General features: G+C 72.8%; 15 protein-coding genes. 6 read left to right on the forward strand and 9 right to left on the reverse strand.

All coding sequences use genetic code 11. The features are described 5' to 3' along the window. Positions 1 to 148: 148 nt before the first annotated feature. Positions 149 to 2563, reverse strand: coding sequence for an MMPL family transporter (locus ACFWI4_RS35905; RefSeq protein WP_387205196.1), 2415 nt, complete (start codon positions 2561 to 2563; stop codon positions 149 to 151). Between the two features lie 160 nt (positions 2564 to 2723). On the opposite strand from ACFWI4_RS35905, the gene ACFWI4_RS35910 reads away from it, so the two are divergent. The 3 genes from ACFWI4_RS35910 to ACFWI4_RS35920 all read left to right on the forward strand — a co-directional run bounded on the left by ACFWI4_RS35910 (position 2724) and on the right by ACFWI4_RS35920 (position 7411). Then, positions 2724 to 3413 (forward strand): response regulator transcription factor, encoded by a 690-nt coding sequence (locus ACFWI4_RS35910; RefSeq protein ID WP_385398932.1) that lies wholly within the window; start codon positions 2724 to 2726, stop codon positions 3411 to 3413. Then, positions 3410 to 4864, forward strand: a complete 1455-nt coding sequence (locus tag ACFWI4_RS35915; protein WP_387205168.1) for a sensor histidine kinase — start codon at positions 3410 to 3412, stop codon at positions 4862 to 4864. The genes ACFWI4_RS35910 and ACFWI4_RS35915 overlap by 4 nt, the downstream gene beginning before the upstream one ends. Positions 4865 to 5032: 168 nt before the next feature. After that, a complete protein-coding gene (locus ACFWI4_RS35920; RefSeq protein WP_387205171.1) occupies positions 5033 to 7411 on the forward strand; it encodes a sulfatase-like hydrolase/transferase in 2379 nt (792 codons plus the stop codon). Between the two features lie 71 nt (positions 7412 to 7482). On the opposite strand, the gene ACFWI4_RS35925 is transcribed toward ACFWI4_RS35920, so the two are convergent. The 3 genes from ACFWI4_RS35925 to ACFWI4_RS35935 form a co-directional block, all read right to left on the reverse strand. Further along, positions 7483 to 9039, reverse strand: coding sequence for an ABC transporter substrate-binding protein (locus ACFWI4_RS35925; RefSeq protein ID WP_387205174.1), 1557 nt, complete (start codon positions 9037 to 9039; stop codon positions 7483 to 7485). Between the two features lie 145 nt (positions 9040 to 9184). Continuing rightward, on the reverse strand, positions 9185 to 10615 hold the full coding sequence (locus ACFWI4_RS35930) for a metallophosphoesterase (protein ID WP_387205177.1): 1431 nt from the start codon (positions 10613 to 10615) through the stop codon (positions 9185 to 9187). Between the two features lie 16 nt (positions 10616 to 10631). Then, positions 10632 to 10874, reverse strand: coding sequence for an SCO4848 family membrane protein (locus ACFWI4_RS35935; RefSeq protein WP_339131045.1), 243 nt, complete (start codon positions 10872 to 10874; stop codon positions 10632 to 10634). Between the two features lie 112 nt (positions 10875 to 10986). On the opposite strand from ACFWI4_RS35935, the gene ACFWI4_RS35940 reads away from it, so the two are divergent. Continuing rightward, positions 10987 to 12330, forward strand: a complete 1344-nt coding sequence (locus ACFWI4_RS35940) for a D-alanyl-D-alanine carboxypeptidase family protein (protein ID WP_387205179.1) — start codon at positions 10987 to 10989, stop codon at positions 12328 to 12330. A 55-nt stretch (positions 12331 to 12385) separates the two neighbouring features. Here the strand turns inward: ACFWI4_RS35940 and ACFWI4_RS35945 are convergent, their stop codons facing one another. Genes ACFWI4_RS35945 through ACFWI4_RS35960 form a run of 4 tightly spaced genes read right to left on the reverse strand, consistent with a single transcriptional unit; the run spans position 12386 to position 15249 of the window. After that, positions 12386 to 13315, reverse strand: coding sequence for a YihY/virulence factor BrkB family protein (locus ACFWI4_RS35945; protein ID WP_387205181.1), 930 nt, complete (start codon positions 13313 to 13315; stop codon positions 12386 to 12388). Further along, positions 13303 to 13749 (reverse strand): GtrA family protein, encoded by a 447-nt coding sequence (locus ACFWI4_RS35950; RefSeq protein WP_387205198.1) that lies wholly within the window; start codon positions 13747 to 13749, stop codon positions 13303 to 13305. The genes ACFWI4_RS35945 and ACFWI4_RS35950 overlap by 13 nt, the downstream gene beginning before the upstream one ends. Before the next feature lie 47 nt (positions 13750 to 13796). Then, positions 13797 to 14741: a decaprenyl-phosphate phosphoribosyltransferase gene (locus tag ACFWI4_RS35955; protein WP_387205183.1), complete on the reverse strand. Its 945-nt coding sequence runs from the start codon at positions 14739 to 14741 to the stop codon at positions 13797 to 13799. Continuing rightward, the gene (locus ACFWI4_RS35960) at positions 14734 to 15249 is read right to left on the reverse strand and encodes a phosphatase PAP2 family protein (protein WP_385398908.1); all 516 of its coding nucleotides are present in this window, start codon (positions 15247 to 15249) and stop codon (positions 14734 to 14736) included. The genes ACFWI4_RS35955 and ACFWI4_RS35960 overlap by 8 nt, the downstream gene beginning before the upstream one ends. 142 nt (positions 15250 to 15391) lie before the next feature. Here ACFWI4_RS35960 and ACFWI4_RS35965 point away from each other — a divergent pair, with 142 nt between their 5' ends. After that, positions 15392 to 16741, forward strand: a complete 1350-nt coding sequence (locus tag ACFWI4_RS35965) for an FAD-binding protein (protein ID WP_387205186.1) — start codon at positions 15392 to 15394, stop codon at positions 16739 to 16741. Positions 16742 to 16833: 92 nt separating this feature from the next. Beyond that, positions 16834 to 17589 carry a decaprenylphospho-beta-D-erythro-pentofuranosid-2-ulose 2-reductase gene (locus tag ACFWI4_RS35970; RefSeq protein ID WP_387205188.1) on the forward strand — a complete coding sequence of 252 codons (756 nt, stop codon included), beginning with the start codon at positions 16834 to 16836 and terminating at the stop codon, positions 17587 to 17589. A 30-nt stretch (positions 17590 to 17619) separates the two neighbouring features. On the opposite strand, the gene ACFWI4_RS35975 is transcribed toward ACFWI4_RS35970, so the two are convergent. Further along, complete coding sequence (locus ACFWI4_RS35975; RefSeq protein WP_385398901.1) at positions 17620 to 18201, reverse strand: 2'-5' RNA ligase family protein; 582 nt, start codon at positions 18199 to 18201, stop codon at positions 17620 to 17622. Positions 18202 to 18462: the final 261 nt, after the last annotated feature.

The following is an 18462-nucleotide window of genomic DNA, read 5'->3' on the forward strand; positions in this document are numbered from 1 at the left end:
CTGCCCGCCGCGCCGGCCGACGGCCCTGCCGCCCCCGCCGAACACCCCGCGGTCCGGCCCTCCCGGGGGGGCCGGGGCCACGCCGGCCGCGCCCCCCCCCCCCGCGGGCCCCCCCCGTCGCGCCGGAGCGATCCGGCGCTGTACGGCCTCAGTTGACCGCGTCGGCGTCCACCTCTCCCTGCGCCAGCTCGACGTCGTGCACCAGCGGCTCGTCCGTGACGACGACGTGCCGTGCCCGCGCCCCGTACGAACGGGCCGTCGCCGACAGCAGATACGTCCCCGGTGCCGGGACCGAGACGATGTAGGAACCGTCGGCCAGCGAGGTCACCCGGTCCAGCTGGCGCCCGCCCTTGGACAGCAGCGTGAGCACCGCTCCGTCGACGGCCTCGCCGTCCGCGTCCCGGACGAACCCGTGCACGGCCGAGGCCCCGCCCTGGGCCGGAGCCACGTCCTCCAGGGGCTCCTCGGCGGGCTCCACCGCCAGATGCGGCAGCCGCTTGTCCAGCCACTCGGGCAGCCACCAGTTGGAGCCGCCGAGCAGATGCATCGCGGCCGGCACCAGGGCCGTACGCAGGATGAAGGCGTCCAGGGCGACCGCGGCCGCGAGACCGACCCCCGCCATCGCCGCCCCCGCGTCACCGCTCAGGACGAAGGCGAGGAAGACGCACACCATGATCAGGGCGGCCGAGTTGATGACCCGGCCGGTCTCCGCCAGTCCGACCCGCACCGCGCGCGCGTTGTCCTTCGTGTGCACCCACTCCTCGTGCATCCGGCTCACCAGGAACACCTGGTAGTCCATCGACAGACCGAAGAGCAGCGAGAGCATGATGACGGGCAGGAAGGCGTTGATCGGGCCCTCCTTGCCGAGGCCCAGCGGTCCCAGGCCCCAGCCCCACTGGAAGACCGCGACCAGGACGCCGAAGGACGCGGCGGCGGCGATCAGGTTCATCAGCGCGGCCGTCAGCGGGACCACCAGCGAGCGGAAGGCGATCAGCAGGAGCAGGAACCCGAGGCCGATGATCGTGGCGACGAACCACGGCAGCCGGTCCCCGGTGATCGTGGCGAAGTCCTTCGACACGGCCGTCACACCGCCGACGTGGGCCGTCGCCCCGGCGTCGGGGATCACCCGGTCCCGCAGGGTGTCGATGAGGTGGTCGGTGCGCACCGACTGCGGTGAGGTCGTCGGCACCACCTGGATCACCGTCACCCCGTTGGCCGGCGGCAGCGCGGCGACCGCGGCGACCCCGGACGTGCCGCCGATGTCCTTCGCCAGGGCGGCGGAGTCGCCCTGCGTCACGACGACCAGCAGGGGCCCGTTGAAGCCCGGTCCGAAGCCCTCGGCGAGCAGGTCGTAGGCCTGCCGGGTGGTCGTCTTCGCGTCGTCGTTGCCCTGGTCGGTGGCGCCCAGGTGCAGCGACAGGACGGGGACCGCGAGGACCGCCATCACGGCCAGCGCGACGGCCGCGATCGTACGGGGGCGGCGCTGCACGGTCGCCGACCAGCGCGCGGCGGCCCCGCTCGCCCGCTCCGGCTCGGGTCCCCCCTCCGCCAGCTTGCGCCGCTGGCGCCGGCTGAGCACCCGGGGGCCGAGGACCCCGAGGAGCGCGGGCAGCAGGGTGACGGCGGCGAGCACGCTGAACACGACGGTCAGGGAGGTGCCGATGACCACCCCGTCCAGGAAGCGGAGGTTCGTCACGAGCATGCCCGCGAGCGCGATGCACACCGTGCCGCCCGCGAACAGCACGGCCCGCCCGGAGGTGTTGAGGGCGACGACCGCCGAGTCCTCGGGCGCCAGCCCCCGCAGGAGACCGCGCCGGTGCCGGGTGACGATGAACAGCGCGTAGTCGATGCCGACCCCGAGGCCGATCAGGGTGGCCAGCAGCGGGGCCAGGTCCGGGATGTCCGTGGTGTGGCTGAGCAGCTGGGTGGAGAACAGCCCCGTGCCCACCCCGAAGACCGCGATGCCGATGGGCAGCAGCATGGCGAAGAACGAGCCGAAGGCGAGGAACAGGACGACGGCCGCCGCCAGGATGCCGACCATCTCGGCGAGCCCGGTGGGCGGCTCCTGCACCCGCTGGATCGCCTGCCCGCCCAACTCGACCTGGAGTCCGGCCCGTTCGGCACCCTGAGCGGTGTCGACGACCTTCTGCACCAGATCCTTGGGTACGGCGTTCGCCTGCTCGGCGAAGGTGATCTGGGCGTAGGCGATCCGGCCGTCCTTGCTGATCTGGCCCGCGCCCCGCGCCCCCTGGTACGGCCCGGCGACCTGGCCGACGCCCTTCATCCCGGCGATCTCGTCCAGCACCGGCTGCATCCGGGACCGCACCGAGGCGTCCCTCACCGTGCCGTCCGCGACCTTCCACACCACCGTGTCGGTGTCCCCCGCGCTGTTCGGGAAGGCCTTCTCCATCTGGTCGTACGCACGCTTGGAGTCCGTGTTCGGAAGGGAGAACACGTTCGCGTACTCCGTGCCCGCGGTGGTCGCCGCGAAGCCGAGACCGAACAGCGCACCCACCCACAGCAACAGGACCACCAGCCGGTGCCGATAGCACCACCGTGCCAATACCGCCACGTTCAACGCTCCTTAGTCGGTCGGTCCCCCAGGTCCTGGACTCCAGCATTCGCGACCGCGCGCGGGAGCGGACCCGACCCGCCCATGACTCTCAAGGAACTCCAAGGCGCGAACGGCGCGCGCCGCCAACGGCCCCGTCGATACTGGGGACATGACCGCTCACGAGGGAGCCACCGTCCTCGTCGTCGAGGACGAGCCGAGCATCGCCGACGTCCTCACCATCGCGCTGCGCTACCACCGCTTCGAGGTGATGGCCGCGGGCTGCGTGCGCGAGGCGCTCGCCCTCGCCGAACGCACCCGCCCGGACGCGGCGCTGCTCGACGTCATGCTCCCGGACGGCGACGGCCGGGCCCTCGGCCGCGAACTGCGCCTGCGGCAGCCCGACCTGGCCGTCGTCTTCCTCACCGCCCGGGACGCGCCCGCCGAGATCGTCGGCGCGCTCGGTTTCGGCGACGACTACATCACCAAGCCGTTCAACATCGACGAGGTCGTCGCCCGGATCACCGCCGTCCTGCGCCGCACCCGGCCCGACGACGTCCTGCCCCAGCGCCCGCCCCTGCGCTACGGCGATCTGGAGCTGGACGAGACGACGTACCGCGTCCACCGCGCGGGCACCACCGTGGAACTCACCCCCACGGAGTACGCCCTGCTGCGCTTCCTCGTCCGCAACGGCGGGCGGATCGTCCCCAAGGAGCAACTCCTGCGTCACGTATGGCAGTACGAGCACCCCGCCGAGTCGACGGTGGTCGAGACCTACATCAGCTATCTGCGGCGCAAGCTCGAACCGCTGGGCCCGCCGGTCATCGAGACCCGCCGGGGCGTGGGATACGGACTCGCGTGAACCCGCACCCGAGGACGGGCTGCCGTCCGGCGCGCTTCCGGCACGGTGTCCACTCGCTGCGCGGCAAGCTGACGATCGCGAACGTGGGGCTGCTGGCCGTAGGCATCGTGGTGGCGACCGCCGTGAGCCTGATGGGCATGCGGCATTATCTGCTCGACCAGGTCGACGCCCAGCTCCTCAAGACCCGTGCGTCACTGGGCGGTTCACAGCTCACCATGCACCAGATCGACTCGCTGAGCGCGCTCGCGTTCGTCCACGACCGGATCGGTCCGGCGGCGGACGAGTCGCCGAAGCCCGATTCCCTCTTCGCGGCCGTCGACCGGCACGGCGAGGCGATCGAGGTCGCCGGCTTCCGGCCCGGGGACACCCAGCGCGCCTTCGCCTCGGTCGTCGACGACCCCGCCACCCTCGCCCGCGCCGGCGAACCGCGGGACGTCACCGTGCACGGCGCCGCCTACCGGGCCACCGCCATCCGGCTCGCCGACGGCACCTACGTCCTGTTCGCCGCCTCGACCGACGGACTGCACAAGGGCATCGCGAAGGCGCTCAGGCTCGATCTCGCCGTGGGCACCCTGCTGTTGGCGCTCCTCGCCTGTCTGACGATGTTCAGCGTGCGCCGGCGGATGCTGCCGCTGGAGGCCATGGTGGAGACCTCGTCCGCCATCGCCGAGGGCGATCTGACCCGGCGCGTCCCCTCCAGCCATCATCCGACCCAGGAGGTCGAACAGCTGCGGCTCGCGCTCAACTCCATGCTGCACCAGGTCGAGTCGGCCTATCGGACGCGCGAGGACAGCGCCGCCCAGCTGCGCCGGTTCGTCGGGGACGCCTCGCACGAACTGCGCACCCCGCTCGCGGCGATCCGCGGCTACCTCCAGCTGTACGACAAGGGGATGCTGACCGATCCCGCCGAGCGCAGACGGGCCTGGGACCGGATGAACGCGGAGGCCGACCGCATGGGCCGGCTGGTCGACGAGCTGCTCACCCTGGCCCGGCTCGACCAGCGGCCCGAACTCCGTTTCAGGAACGTCGATCTGAGCCGGCTCGTGCGGGACGCGGCCGCCGATCTGCGCGCCCAGCAGCCAGGACGCCCGGTGACCGTGGACGCCGAGGGCACCCTGCTCGTACGGGCCGACGAGTCGGGGCTGCGCCAGGTGCTGGGCAATCTCGTGGCCAACGTCCGCGTCCACACGCCCGACGACGTGCCGGTGCGGCTCGGTCTGGAGCGGGCGGACGGCGTCCTGAGGCTGTGCGTCGCCGACAAGGGTCCCGGGCTCGCGCGGCAGGACGCGGCGCGGGTCTTCGACCGTTTCTTCCGCGCGGGCGGCGGCGCGGGCAGCGGGCTCGGCATGGCGATCGTGGAGGGCGTGGTGCGGGCGCACGGGGGAGACGTCGCCGTACGGACGGCGCCCGGTGAGGGCCTCGCGGTGACGGTGACGCTGCCCGCGCGCTGAGGGCTCTCACCCGTACCGCCGTGACATGCGGAAACACACTTGAACAGAAGCTGACCCAAGCGGTTGAACACCGGCAGCCCGGACCCCGTACACCACGACGAGGGCGAATCGGTCATTCGGATCGGCCCGCCACGCCACCACCGCGTATCGCAGGGAAGGACCGCCGGGTTGTCGTTCAACACGAGCTCTCGACAGCTGCCGAAAACGGACGAGACGCCTCCGCTCGACGGGCCGGCACCGGAACCGCTCGCGGACGCGGGCACCGACGCGCCCGCGGAAGAGGACGCCGCCGCCTCGGGTGAGGGAGAGGCAGCGGCCGGGGCGACCCCCGAGATCACCACGACCGACGGGGCCGCCTCTTCCGCTCCCGGCACCCCGGAGGAGACCCCGGCGGAGACCCCCTCCGAACCCGAACCGGAGAATCCCGCCGAGTCGGACGACGGCGCGGCGGCCGCACGGGTCGAGCCGGGGGCGGCGGATGCCGCCGCGACCACGGCCGCCGAGGCCGGGGCCGGGACGGCGGATGCCGCCGGGACGGCCGACGAGACCGAGGCCGGCACCGCGGATGCCGCCGGGACGGCCGACGAGGCCGGGGCCGACGGCGGGACGGCCGACGAGGACGAGCCCGCGACGGCTGAGGCCGCCGGGAAGGCCGACGAGGACGAGACGGCGACCGGTGCCGACGCCGGTACCAGCACCAGCACCAGCACCAGCACCGAGACCCTGCCCGGGGCCGGGCCGGAGGCCGAAGCCGGTGTCGATCCGGCCGCCGGGGGCGGTACGGAGTCGGCGGGCGGTGTCACGGAAGCGGTCGCCGCCGCGGACCCGGCCGTCGGGGGCGGGGACGGTGGCGGGGAGGAGCCGCCGGGGGACGAGCCGCCCGGGCGCGGAGGGGGGAACGGGTGGCGGGACCGGTATCCGGTCGCCGCGCGCACCCTCGCCTGGACCACGACCCTCGTCGCCGCCGCGCTCGTCGTGTTCGCGCTGCTCATGCCGACCGAGGCGGACAAGTTCCAGGTGGCCAACTTCGTGCGCCTCCCGGTGGAGGCGGTCTTCGGCGCCGCGCTGCTGATCATCCTGCCCCGCAGGCCGCGGATCGTCGTGGCGGTGCTCACCGGGCTCGCCCTGGGCGCGCTGACCATCGTGAACGTCCTGGACATCGAGTTCAACGAATACCTGGGGCGAGGCTTCAACATCGTCCTCGACTGGTCGCTGTTCGGCGACGCGCAGTCCTACCTCCAGGACACCTTCGGCAACGGCGGCGCGCTCGGCATAGCGGCCCTGGCCGTGACCCTCGTGATCGCGATACTGGCCCTCATGACGCTGTCGGTCGTCCGGCTCGGCAACCTGGCGGCCCGGAACACCGCGACGGCGACGCGTACGACGCTGGTACTGGCCATCGCCTGGGTCACGTGCGCGGCACTGGGCGTCCAGTACGCGAAGGGCGTACCGATCGCCTCGGAACACACCGTGCAGGCCATCCAGTTCAAGACGGATCAGGTGCGGAACACCCTGCGGGACGAGGCCGAGTTCGCCAAGATCTCCAAGAAGGACGACTTCGCGAACACGCCGCCCAGCCAGATGCTCACCGATCTGCGCGGCAAGGACATGATCGTCACGTTCATCGAGAGCTACGGCCGCAGCGCGGTCGAGGACCCGCTCATGGCGCCGCGCGTCGACGCGACGCTGACCGCGGAGAACAAGAAGCTGACCCAGGCCGGTTTCGCGGCCAAGAGCGGCTGGCTCACCTCGGCGACGTACGGCGGCAGCAGCTGGCTCGGCCACTCGACGTTCCTGTCGGGCCTGTGGATCAACAACCAGCAGCGCTACCGCACCGTGACCGCGGGCGATCACCTGACCCTGGTCAGCGCCTTCAAGAAGACCGGCGACTACGACACCGTCGGCGTCATGCCCGGTATCCAGAAGGCCTGGCCCGAGCAGAAGTTCTACGGCATCGACAAGCTCTACGACGCCCACCACCTCGGCTACAAGGGCCCGAAGTTCAGCTGGTCGACCATGCCCGACCAGTACGCCCTGGCCGCGTACCAGCGCCTGGTGCACAGCAAGAAGCACGACAAGCCGCTGATGTCGACGATCATCCTGACCTCCAGCCACCAGCCCTGGGCGCCCATCCCCAAGACGGTCCCCCAGGACCAGGTCGGCGACGGCTCGGTCTACAACGCCATCGAGAAGGCCGGCAAGCGGCCCGCCGACATCATCACCAGCTCGCCCAAGTCGAAGGTGGAGTACGGCAAGGCGATCTCGTACTCGGTGACGAGCCTGATCGACTGGCTGGTGAAGTACGGCAACAAGAACACCGTGCTGATCTACCTCGGCGACCACCAGCCGATCGCCCGGGTCAGCGGCGACCACGCCAGCCGTGACGTGCCCGTCTCGATCGTCGCCAAGGACCCGAAGGTGCTCGACAGGATCGCCGACTGGGGCTGGACGGACGGCCTCCAGCCCGCGCACGACGCCCCGGTGTGGAAGATGAGCGCGTTCCGCGACCGCTTCCTGACGTCCTACGGATCCACTCCGCACCCCTAGAGCCCGGGTCCCCGGCTCCTCGTCCGCGGGCGGCGGTCACGGCTAAGGCCGTCGGCCGCCGCCCGCGGCCGTCACAGCCAGCTCAGCTGCCACAGGCGGAAGACGCCGGTCCCGTCGGACAGGTACTCGCCGCCGCCGATGTCCTCGGTGCTGATGACGTAGTCCTTGCGCTGCCACAGCGGGATCAGCGGGACGTCCTGGGCCACGTCCGCCTGGAGCTTGCGGAACGCGTCCGCCGTGCGGCTCCGGTCGGCGTCCTGCTGGGTCTCCTGGATCAGCCGGTCGACGTCCTTGTTGCTGTAGCCGTTCTTCATGCTGTTGCCCGTGCCCACGAGCGGCGCTCCGAAGGTGTCGGCGTCGGGGTAGTCGGCGACCCAGCCGACCGCCCAGGCGTCCAGCCCGCCCTCCGCGTACTTCTTCTGGAACTCGGTCCACTCGAAACCCTCGGTCGTCACCTTGAACAGCCCGCCCGTCTCCAGCTGCCGCTTGAGCTCGGCCGCCTCCTCGGCCGCGGCTCCGCGCCCCTCGGCGAAGCCGAAGGTGAAACGCACGGGCAGCTTGACCCCGGCCTCGGTGAGCAGGGCCCGCGCCTTCTTGGGGTCCGGCTGCGGATAGTCGTCGAAGAAGGAGGTCGCGTGCCCCGTGATCCCGGCCGGGATCAGCCCGTACAGCGCGTCGGTGGTCCCCCGGTACGTCCGGTCGACGAGCTCCTCCCGGTCGACGAGCGAGGCGAGGGCCTGGCGGACCCGCCGGTCGTGCAGCGGGGATCCGGCGCGCACGTCGAGGACGAGGTTGCGGGTCTCGGCGCTGTCGGCGGCCGTGACGCGCTGGGCGGGATCGCTCGGCGACAGGGCGGCGAGCACGGCGGGCGGCAGCTGCCGGGCCACCACGTCCAGCTCCTTCGCCTTCCAGGCCAGCTGGAGCGCCTGGGAGTTGGCGTAGTAGCGCAGTACGACGGGCCGCCCGAGGTCGCCGATGGCGCCCTTGTAGCGCGGGTTGGGGCCGAGGACGGCCTTGACGTCCCGCTCGTACGTCTTGAGGACGTAGGGCCCGGTGCCGTCGGCGCCGCCGTCGGTGCGCAGGCTGCGCCGGGGGTAGCGGGTGCTGTCGACGATCGAGCCCGCGCCGGTCGCCAGCTTGAACGGGAACGTCGCGTCCGGCGAGGAGAGGTGGAAGGTGGCGATCTGGCCGCTCGCGTCCACGCTGCCCAGGGTGGAGAGCAGGGAGGCGGGCCCGACCTCGTCGTTGATGCGTTTGATCCGGTCGAGGGAGAACTTCACGTCCTCCGCGGTCACCTTGCGTCCGCTCGCGAACGTCAGGTCGTCACGGAGGGTGCAGCGGTAGGTGCGCAGGCCCGCGTCGGTGAAGGCGCAGCTCCTGGCCGCGTCCGGGACGGGCTTGGCGCCGCCGGGCTCGAAGGTGAGCAGCGACTGGAAGACATTGCTGAACAGGGCCCAGGATCCGGCGTCGTAGGCGCCGGCCGGGTCGAGCGAGGTGACGGCGTCCGTCGTGCCCACCGTGATGGTGCGGTCGCTGTTCTGTTTCGCCGGCAGCAGTTGCCAGCCGGCCACACCCACGCCCGCCAGGACGAGCAGCGTCGCGAGAATCCATAAGCGAACCGATCGCATCGGTGCCCTCCCCAGGCGCCCCGCACGTCACTCCCCTAGTGACGCGGATCACCTAACCACAGGAGTTTCAGGCGGGGGAAGGGAATCGGGAAGAGTGCTCAGGTCAGATGAAAATGATCTTTTCTGTCCGTCGCACAGCGGATTCTCAGGCTTCGCGCGACGCCAGCTCGACGACCGTGATGTCCGAGGGCGCTCCGACCCGGGTCGGCGGTCCCCAGGCTCCCGCGCCCCGGGACACATAGAGCTGGGTGTCTCCGTAGCGCTCCAGGCCGGCGACCGTCGGATTGGCTGCGGCCGCGACGAAGTTGCCCGGCCACAGCTGTCCGCCGTGGGTGTGTCCGGACAGCTGGAGGTCGACGCCGTGGCGTACCGCCTCATGGATCTGCACCGGCTGATGGGCGAGGAGCACACAGGCCCGGGTCGTGTCGCGGTCGCCGAGTGCCTTGCCGAAGTCGGGTCCCTGGCCCTCGCTCTCGCCCTGGAGGTCGTTCACGCCGGCGAGGTCGAATCCGGCGAGCTCGGTCCGGGCGTTCTCCAGCGGGTGGATGCCCAGCTCCCGTACCTCCCGGACCCACTGCGCGGCTCCGGAGAAGTACTCGTGGTTGCCGGTGACGAAGTAGGAGCCGTGCCGGGCCCGCAGTCCGGCGAGCGGCGCGGCCGCGGGGCCCAGGTTCTTGACGCTGCCGTCGACCAGGTCGCCGACGACGGCGATCAGGTCGGGCTGCGTGGAGTTGATGGTGTCGACGACCTTCTGCGCGAAGCCGCGCCCGAGCACCGGCCCGAGGTGGATGTCGCTGACGACGGCGATCCGGAATCCGTGGGCGGACCGGGGCAGTTTGGCGAGCGGCACGGTGACCCGCTTCACCCGGGGCCCGCGCAGCACGCCGTACGTGCCCTGGCCGACGGTGCCCACGGCGACGGCGGCGGCCGTGCCGCCCACGACCCGCGAGACGAACAGCCGCCGCGACGGAGCGGGCCGGTCCCCGGGCCCGGCGGACACCGGCTCACCCGACGGGTCGGCGGGGTCCGCCGGTTCGGCGGTTTCCGTGCGCTCGGCCGGGTCGGCGGGTGCGGCCGGGTCAGCGGCTTGCGTGCGCTCGGCCGGGTCGGCGGGTGCGGCCGGGTCAGCGGCTTGCGTGCGCTCGGCCGGGTCGGCGGGCTCCGCGAGCTCGGCGGGGTCCGCCGCTGCGGCGAGCTCGGCGGGGTCCCGGTCGGTGGGGGATGCGGCTGCGTCCGTCCGGCGGCGTGTGGCGGCGCGGCGTTCCAGGAGCCGGGTCAGGACCGGCCGGACGAGTTCGCCGGCCAGCAGCGCCAGGACGAGGTAGAGGCCCAGGGCCATCCACAGGAACCCGGGCCAGGACAGCGTCCGCTGGAGCCAGAACGGGGCTCCCGCGCGCTCGCTCGCGACGGCGCCCACCATGAGCAGCGGCCCGGCGACGAACACGGCGGCGCCCAGCCGGCGTACCGGTCCGGGGCCGCTCGTGGTGTCGCGCACGAGCCGGCGATAGGCGTACAGGTGCAGCCCGGCGAGCACGGCCAGCGCGGCCAGCGCCGCGGCGGCGAACAAGATGACCATGACGCCGTACCCCCCGTTATGACGTCTGGCGCAAAGCGCGTACGCCGCGCAACCCGATGACCCCGACGACCGTCCCAAGGACAAACGACACGACGGCGAGCGTCAGATGCACCCAGAAGTACGCCGTCGGATCGCCCGCGTCGTCGAACGCGAGCCCACTGGCGTCTTCCCAGAGATTCTTAGCGAAAGTGACCCAAATGACCCAGCTCCACACCCCGAAGGCGAGCAGGAACCAGGACACGGGGCGGCTGAGCTTCATGGGTTCAGTATCGCCGTCACCCGCCCCGGTCCTGCGCCGGGGTGGAGGGGACGGGTCGGCCTCGCCGGACGGTGACGCGAATTCCGGCCACAACCCCTGTACTTTCTCGATCGTGCCCGCCTCGAAAAAGACCATGCGGCGATCCCTGCTGACCGCTTCCGCCGCTCTGCTGACCCTTTCCCTCACCGCGCCCGCGTTCGCCGCCACCACCGCCACCACGGACACGGCCGACGCGGCCGACGCGAGCCCGGCGGAGAGCCCCAGCGCCTCTCCGTCGGCCACGCCTCCCGCGCACATGTCGGGCCTCGGCGGCGAGCGGCTCGGCCGGCCCGGCAACCAGGTGAACCTCGGCGGCGGCGCCCCCGTCCTGCCCGCGGACGTCACCGCCCGTTCCTGGATCGTCGCCGACGCCGAGTCCGGGGACGTCCTGGCCGCGCACAACGCGCACTGGCGGCTGCCCCCGGCGAGCACGCTGAAGATGCTGTTCGCCGACACGGTGCTGCCCAGGTTCCCGAGGAGCACCTCGCACAAGGTGACCGCCTCCGACCTGGCGGGCATCGGCGCGGGCTCCAGCGTGGTGGGGATAAAGGAGAACCAGACCTACTCCGTCCACGACCTGTGGCTCGGGGTGTTCCTGCGGTCGGGCAACGACGCCGTGCACGTGCTGTCCGCGATGAACGGCGGCGTCGCCGAGACCGTCAAGGACATGCAGGCGCACGCCGAGGACCTCCAGGCCCTCGACACGCATGTGATCAGCCCGGATGGGTACGACGCCGGGGGCCAGGTGTCGTCGGCGTACGACCTGACGCTGTTCGCCCGTTCGGGGCTCCAGAAGAAGGACTTCCGGGAGTACTGCTCCACGGTGCGGGCCCGGTTCCCCGGCGTGACGGCCAAGAACGGGAAGGGCGGGGCGGGCCGCCCGACCTTCGAGATCCAGAACACCAACCGGCTGCTGGCCGGTGACAGCGACGTGACCCCGTACCAGGGCATCGCGGGCGTGAAGAACGGCAACACCACCAACGCGGGCGCCACCTTCACCGGGGTCGCCGAACGCGGCGGCAAGGTACTGCTCGTGACGGTCATGAACCCGGAGAAGAAGGAGCACAACGAGGTCTACAAGGAGGCCGCGCAGCTGCTCGACTGGGGGTTCCAGGCCGCGGGGAAGGTCCAGCCGGTGGGCGAGCTGGTCCCGCCCAAGGGCGTCGACACCACCGCCCAGCCGGGCGCCACCGCGTCGGCCGGAACGAGCCCCGGCACGGGCAACGGAGCGGGCACCGGCGGCGCGAACGCGTCCGCGAAGCCGGTGGCGGCCTCCACCGCCGGGGGCAGGGGCGGCGCGAGCGGCATCGGCGTCGCGCTGGGCCTGACCGGCGGCTTCCTCGTCCTGCTCGCGGCGGGCGTCTTCCTGGTCAACCGGCGCTGGCCGCTGCCGGACCTGATGCGCCGCCGCCGCTGACCGCACCGGGCTCCGGCGCCCGCGCGCACTCCGCGGACCCGGAGCCCTCGCGGCCCTACGCGCCCGCCGGTTCCCGCGGACCGGCGGGCGTCTCCGGAGCCGCCGGTTCCGGCGGACGGACCGCCTCCCGGTCCTGCCCCTCGCTCCGGGTCGCCGTCCAGGCGGCGGCGTACAGCAGCAGCTTCGAGGTGAAGTTGATCCACAGGAGCAGCGCGATCGGCACCCCGAAGGCGCCGTACATGCTCTTCGACGCCACCCCCCGCATATAGCCGCTGAGCAGCAGTTTGAGCAGCTCGAACCCGACGGCGCCGATCAGCGCGCCGACGATCAGCCGGCGGCGCGGCGGCTCCACACCGGGCAGCAGGGTGAGGACGTACAGCAGGACCAGGAAGTCGGCGAGCACGGCCACCGCGAAGGCGACGCCCTGGAGCAGGGTCGTCCCCCAGCCGTGCTCGTCGAGGCCCACGTGCCGCGCCGACCAGCCCATCGCCGTGGACGCGAGCGTGGAGACGGCGATCGTCAGGAGCACGGCGCCGCCGAGACCGACCAGGATCCCCCCGTCCTTGAGCTTGCGCAGCAAGGGGTTCTCCTCGCCGTCGGGCAGCTCCCAGACCGCGCGCAGACAGTCACGCATCTGGCCGACCCAGCCGATGCCGGTGATCAGCAGCAGGACGCCCGCGACGAGTCCGATCGTGCCCGCGTTCTGGACCAGCGCGTGGATGTCGAGCTGGTCGGAGATGCCCGGCACCTGCTCGGCCAGCTTGTCCTGGAGGTCCTTCTGCTGCTGGGGGCTCAGCGTGGCGGCGCCGATCGCCGCGGCCACGGTCAGCAGCGGGAACAGCGCGATGAAGCTGATGAAGGTCATCGCCGCGGCGAGCCGCGTCCATTTCACCCGGTCGAGCCGCTCGTACGACCGCCACGCGTGCGTCGCCATCAGGCGGACGACCAGAGGCCCCACGCCGGGAATCTTTTTCAGCCAGTCCATGATCCGACTCTGCCCTCGCCTCGGAAAACCAGTGAGCGGGTACCCCAGAATCGCAAGGCGGTGGCCAGTGCCATGCCGATTCCCGCTCCGGAGACCGTGTCCGCGCGCGGGGAGGTGAAACCGAGCCCGTAATGACTGACGGCGATGCACAGCAATTGCACGAGCGCGCCCGCGATGTTCACCCCGAAGAAGACCACGTACCGGCGCGGGCCGCGGGCCGCCGTGTGCCGGTAGGTGCCGAGCGCGTTCCCGGCGTACGCCACCGAGCAGCCGGCGAGGAACGACAGCGCCTTGGCGGTCAGCGGGTCGAGACCGACCGGGCCGCGGAGCCACACGAAGAGGCCGAGGTCGGCCGCGTAGGCGAGGGAGCCGACCGCGGCGAACCCGGCGACCTCGCGCAGGAACCGCCGTCGTCGCGTCCCGGGGCCGGCCACCGCGGACGCGACGGCCGGCCCCGGGGCGGGCCGGTTCCCGGTGACGCTCACCAATGCGCCACGGCCAGCCCGTACATCGCCAGCCACACCAGCCCGATGAGGGCGAGCGGGCGGTCGCGCAGGATCACGTCCTCCGGTTCGCCGGCCGCGCCCCGGTCGGCGAAGACCGCGTAGCGCAGGACGGCCAGGATGAAGGCGACCATGGACAGCTGGCGCCAGGGCAGCAGACCGGTGCTCGGGACCCCGCCCTCCTCCAGCGCCCACAGGCAGTAGCCGAGGACGGAGACCCCGGCGGCCAGCTGCCAGACGAAGCGCAGATAGCCGGTCGTGTACTCGGTGAGGAGCGCCCGTGTGGCACCCGCCTTGCCCGCCATCTGCACGGCCTCGGAGTAGCGCTTCGCCGAGACCATGAACAGCGCCCCGAAGCCGGTGGTGATCAGGAACCAGCGCGAGAGCGGGATGCCCAGGGCCAGGCCGCCGATCATGGCCCGCATCAGGAACCCGGTCGTGACGACGACGAGGTCCACGACGAGCACGTGCTTGAGGCTGACGCAGTACGCGAGCTGCATGCCGATGTACGCGGTCAGCAGCGCGCAGACGGCCCCCGAGCAGAACCAGGCGGCGGCCGCGGGCGCGAGGACCGCGAGGGTGCCGCCGACGGCGTAGGCGGCCGGTACGGGTACCTGGCCCGCGGCGACGGGGCGGTGGCGCTTGACGGGGTGGGCGCGGTCGGCGGCGGCGTCCCGGGCGTCGTTGATCAGGTACACGGCGGCGGCGCAGGCCGTGAACAGGACGAACACGAGGGCGAGCCGGCCGAACGCGTGCGGCGAGAACAGCCGGCCCGCCGCGGCCGGGGCCGCCACGACCAGCACGTTCTTGACCCACTGGCGGGGTCGCGCGGTCCTGACCAGGCCCCGCAGCAGCCCGGTCAGCGTCCTCGGCGGCGGGGCGAGGGCCGGGGCGCGCTCCAGCAGCGCCGTGCGCTCAGCCATGGCGGGCCCCGATCCAGCGGGCGCCCAGTGCGGCCGTCGCGGCGCCAAGGGCCGCGCCGGCGGCCACGTCCGTGGGGTAGTGGACGCCGACGACCAGGCGCGAGAGGCACATCGCGGCGGCGAGCGGCGGCACGGCGTACGCGCCGAGCATGCCGTAGGCGACGGCCGCCGCGGTGGCGGAGGCCGCGTGCGAGCTCGGGAAGGAGTGGTGTCCGGCGGTGCGTGCCCGGGGCGTCACATGGGTGGGCCGCGGGCGGCGCACGATCCGCTTCACGCCCATGCTGGCGAGGTGCGCGCCCGCGGTGAGCGCCGTGGCGCGCAGCCACGCGTCGCGCCGTCCGCGGTCCGCGGCCGCCCCGGCGAGCCCCGCGGCGAGCCACAGGGCGCCGTGCTCCCCGCTCCAGGACAGGGCACGCGCGACGGCCGCGACGCGCGGGTCCCCGCCGTACGCGTGGAACACGGACAGCAGCCGCCGATCCATCTCGTCACGGTCGTCAAGGTCGTCCATGTGATGCCACTCTTCTAGGGAGTGGTCAAAGAATTACGGCAATCTTGGACGACATCCCATTAATCACCCATTTCGGTGAGGAGCCGGGAGCGCTGGGTGGATTGCCCCGTTGTGTCCCTCCGGCGGCGCTACGGTCACGGTCATGCCTGCCGACTCCGTCTCCGTCACGGGTTGGGGCCGCACCGCCCCGACCACCGCCCGTCTGGTCCGCCCGCGCACCTACGGGGAGGCGGCGGCCGCCGTCCGGGAGTGCGGGGCTCGGGGAGGGATCGCCCGGGGGCTCGGACGGGCCTACGGCGACGCCGCGCAGAACGCCGGCGGGGCGGTGCTCGACATGACGGGCCTGGACCGGATCCACGCCATCGACGCGGGCGGCGGAACGGTCCTGTGCGACGCGGGGGTGTCCCTGCACCGGCTCATGGAGGTCCTGCTGCCGCTCGGCTGGTTCGTGCCGGTGACCCCGGGGACCCGCTATGTCACCGTGGGCGGCGCGATCGGCGCGGACATCCACGGCAAGAACCACCATGTGTCGGGCTCCTTCTCCCGCCACGTCCTGTCCTTCGAGCTGCTGACGGCGGACGGCGAGATCAGGACGGTCGGGCGCGGCACGCCCCTGTTCGACGCCACGGCGGGCGGCATGGGCCTGACCGGGGTGATCCTGACGGCCACCGTCCGCCTCCACCCGGTGGAGAGCGGCCTGATGTCCGTCGACACCGAACGCGCGGCGGACCTCGACGATCTGATGGCCCGCCTGACCGCCGGCGACCACCGCTACCGCTACTCGGTGGCCTGGATCGACCTCCTCGCGCGCGGGGCGGCGACGGGCCGCTCGGTGCTGACCCGCGGCGATCACGCTCCGCTGGACGCGCTGCCCCCGCGGGCCCGCCGGCACCCGCTGGCGTTCCGGCCGCCGCGGCTGCCCGCCGCCCCCTCCTTCGTGCCCGAGGGGCTCCTCGGGCGGACGACGGTGGGCCTGTTCAACGAGCTCTGGTACCGCAAGGCGCCGCGCGCGCGGACCGGTGAACTCCAGCCCATCCCGGCCTTCTTCCATCCCCTCGACGGGGTGCCGCACTGGAACCGCGTCTACGGGCGCGGCGGCTTCGTCCAGTACCAGTTCGTCGTCGGGCACGGTCAGGAGGAGGCCCTGCGGCGGATCGTGCGGCGCGTGGCCGGACGCCGCTGCCCCTCCTTCCTCGCCGTCCTCAAGCGCTTCGGGGAGGGCGATCCCGGCTGGCTGTCCTTCCCCGTGCCCGGCTGGACCCTCGCCCTGGACATCCCGGCGGGCCTGCCGGGCCTCGGCGCCTTCCTGGACGAGCTGGACGGCGAGGTGGCGGCCGCCGGCGGACGCGTGTACCTCGCCAAGGACGCGCGGCTGCGTCCCGAGCTGCTGGCCGCGATGTATCCGCGGCTCGGCGTGTTCCGCGCGCTGCGGCGGGAGCTGGACCCGCGGGGCGTGTTCACCTCCGACCTCTCCCGCCGGCTCGGCCTCTAGGGCGCGCCGCCGAAGCCCCCGACCGCCCGACCCCCGGCGCCCCGCGCCTCTCCCCGCCCGACCGGTTCCCCCGTCTCCAGGAGCTAGCTGTCATGAAGGACGCCTTCGGTCTCCCCCAGTCCCTGCTGGTCCTCGGCGGCACGTCCGAGATCGCGCTGGCCACCGCGCGCCGGCTGATCACCCGGCGCACCCGCACGGTGTGGCTCGCCGGACGGCCGGCGCCCGGCCTCCAGGAGGCGGCCGAGCGGCTGCGCGGGCTCGGCGCGAACGTCCGCACCCTCGCCTTCGACGCCCTCGATCCCGAGTCCCACGAGGCCGTGCTCGGCAAGGTCTTCGCCGAGGGCGACATCGACATGGTGCTGATGGCCTTCGGGGTGCTCGGCGACCAGGCCGTGGACGAGAAGGAGCCGGTCGCGGCGGTCCGGGTCGCCCAGACCAACTACACGGGCGCGGTGTCCTCGGGCCTGGTGTGCGCTCGGGCGCTCCAGGGCCAGGGGCACGGCTCCCTGGTGGTGCTGTCCTCGGTCGCGGGCGAGCGCGCCCGTCGCTCGAACTTCATCTACGGCTCAAGCAAGGCGGGCCTGGACGCCTTCGCGCAGGGTCTGGGCGACGCCCTGCACGGCACGGGCGCGCACGTGATGGTCGTACGCCCCGGGTTCGTCCGTACGCGGATGACGGCCCATCTGCCGGAGGTGCCGCTGTCGACGACCCCGGAGGCGGTGGCCGCGGCGATCGAGCTGGGGCTCAGGCGGCGCTCCGAGACGGTGTGGGTGCCGGGCGCGCTCCGGATGGTCATGTCGGCGCTGCGGCACACGCCCCGGGCGGTGTTCAGGCGGCTGCCGGTCTGACGTTGCGCGTACCGGCCGCGGCCGGACCGGTCAGAGGGCCGGAAGGGTGGTGTCCCGCTCGGGCGAGGAGGCCTGCGGGGGCACCACCGCGCTGCCGAAGGGGAACTCGCGGAGCTTGCGCCACACACCGTCGGCGCCCTGTTCGTAGAGGGCGAACTCGGTGCAGGGCCATCCGGCCTCGAAAGCGGACAGCGCCTCGAAGGCGTGGTCCATGGCCTCTTCGCCGATGCCGTGCGCCACGGTGACGTGCGGGTGGTACGGGAACTGGAGCTCGCGGGCGACGGGGCCCGAGGCGTCCCGGACCTGCTGCTGGAGCCGGGTGCAGGCCTCGGCGCCCTCGGCGACGCGTACGTACACGACCGGGGACAGGGGGCGGAAGGTGCCCGTGCCGGACAGCCGCATCGGGAACGGGCGCCCGGCGGCGGCCACCTCGACGAGGTGCGCCTCGATCGCGGGCAGCGCCGACTTCTCGACCTCGGTCGGCGGCAGCAGGGTGACGTGCGTGGGAATGCAGCAGGCCGCGGGGTCGCCGAAGCCCGCGCGCCGCTCCTGGAGCAGGCTGCCGTGAGGCTCCGGGACCGCGATCGACACGCCGATCGTTACGGTCCCCACGTCGTCTCCTGTCGTCGTCGATGGTCAGGCTGTCCGGTGGTGCTGCGCGGCGGAGACGATTCCTCGGCTCCCGGGTTCCGACTGTACGGCGGTATGACCCGCAATCGGCCGTCGCGGGGGTGTCGCGCTCGTCTCGTACTGACTGCCGAAGGTGGTGTGGTAGGGAGCCGTGGGGCCCCCCCGGGGGCGGGGCCGGGCCGGGCCGCCGCGGGGCGGCCCCCCCCGACGGCTTGGGGGGGGGGGAAAACACCCCCGCGGGCG

The sequence above is a fragment of the Streptomyces sp. NPDC127038 genome (genome assembly GCF_042725875.1).
Taxonomy (GTDB): domain Bacteria; phylum Actinomycetota; class Actinomycetes; order Streptomycetales; family Streptomycetaceae; genus Streptomyces.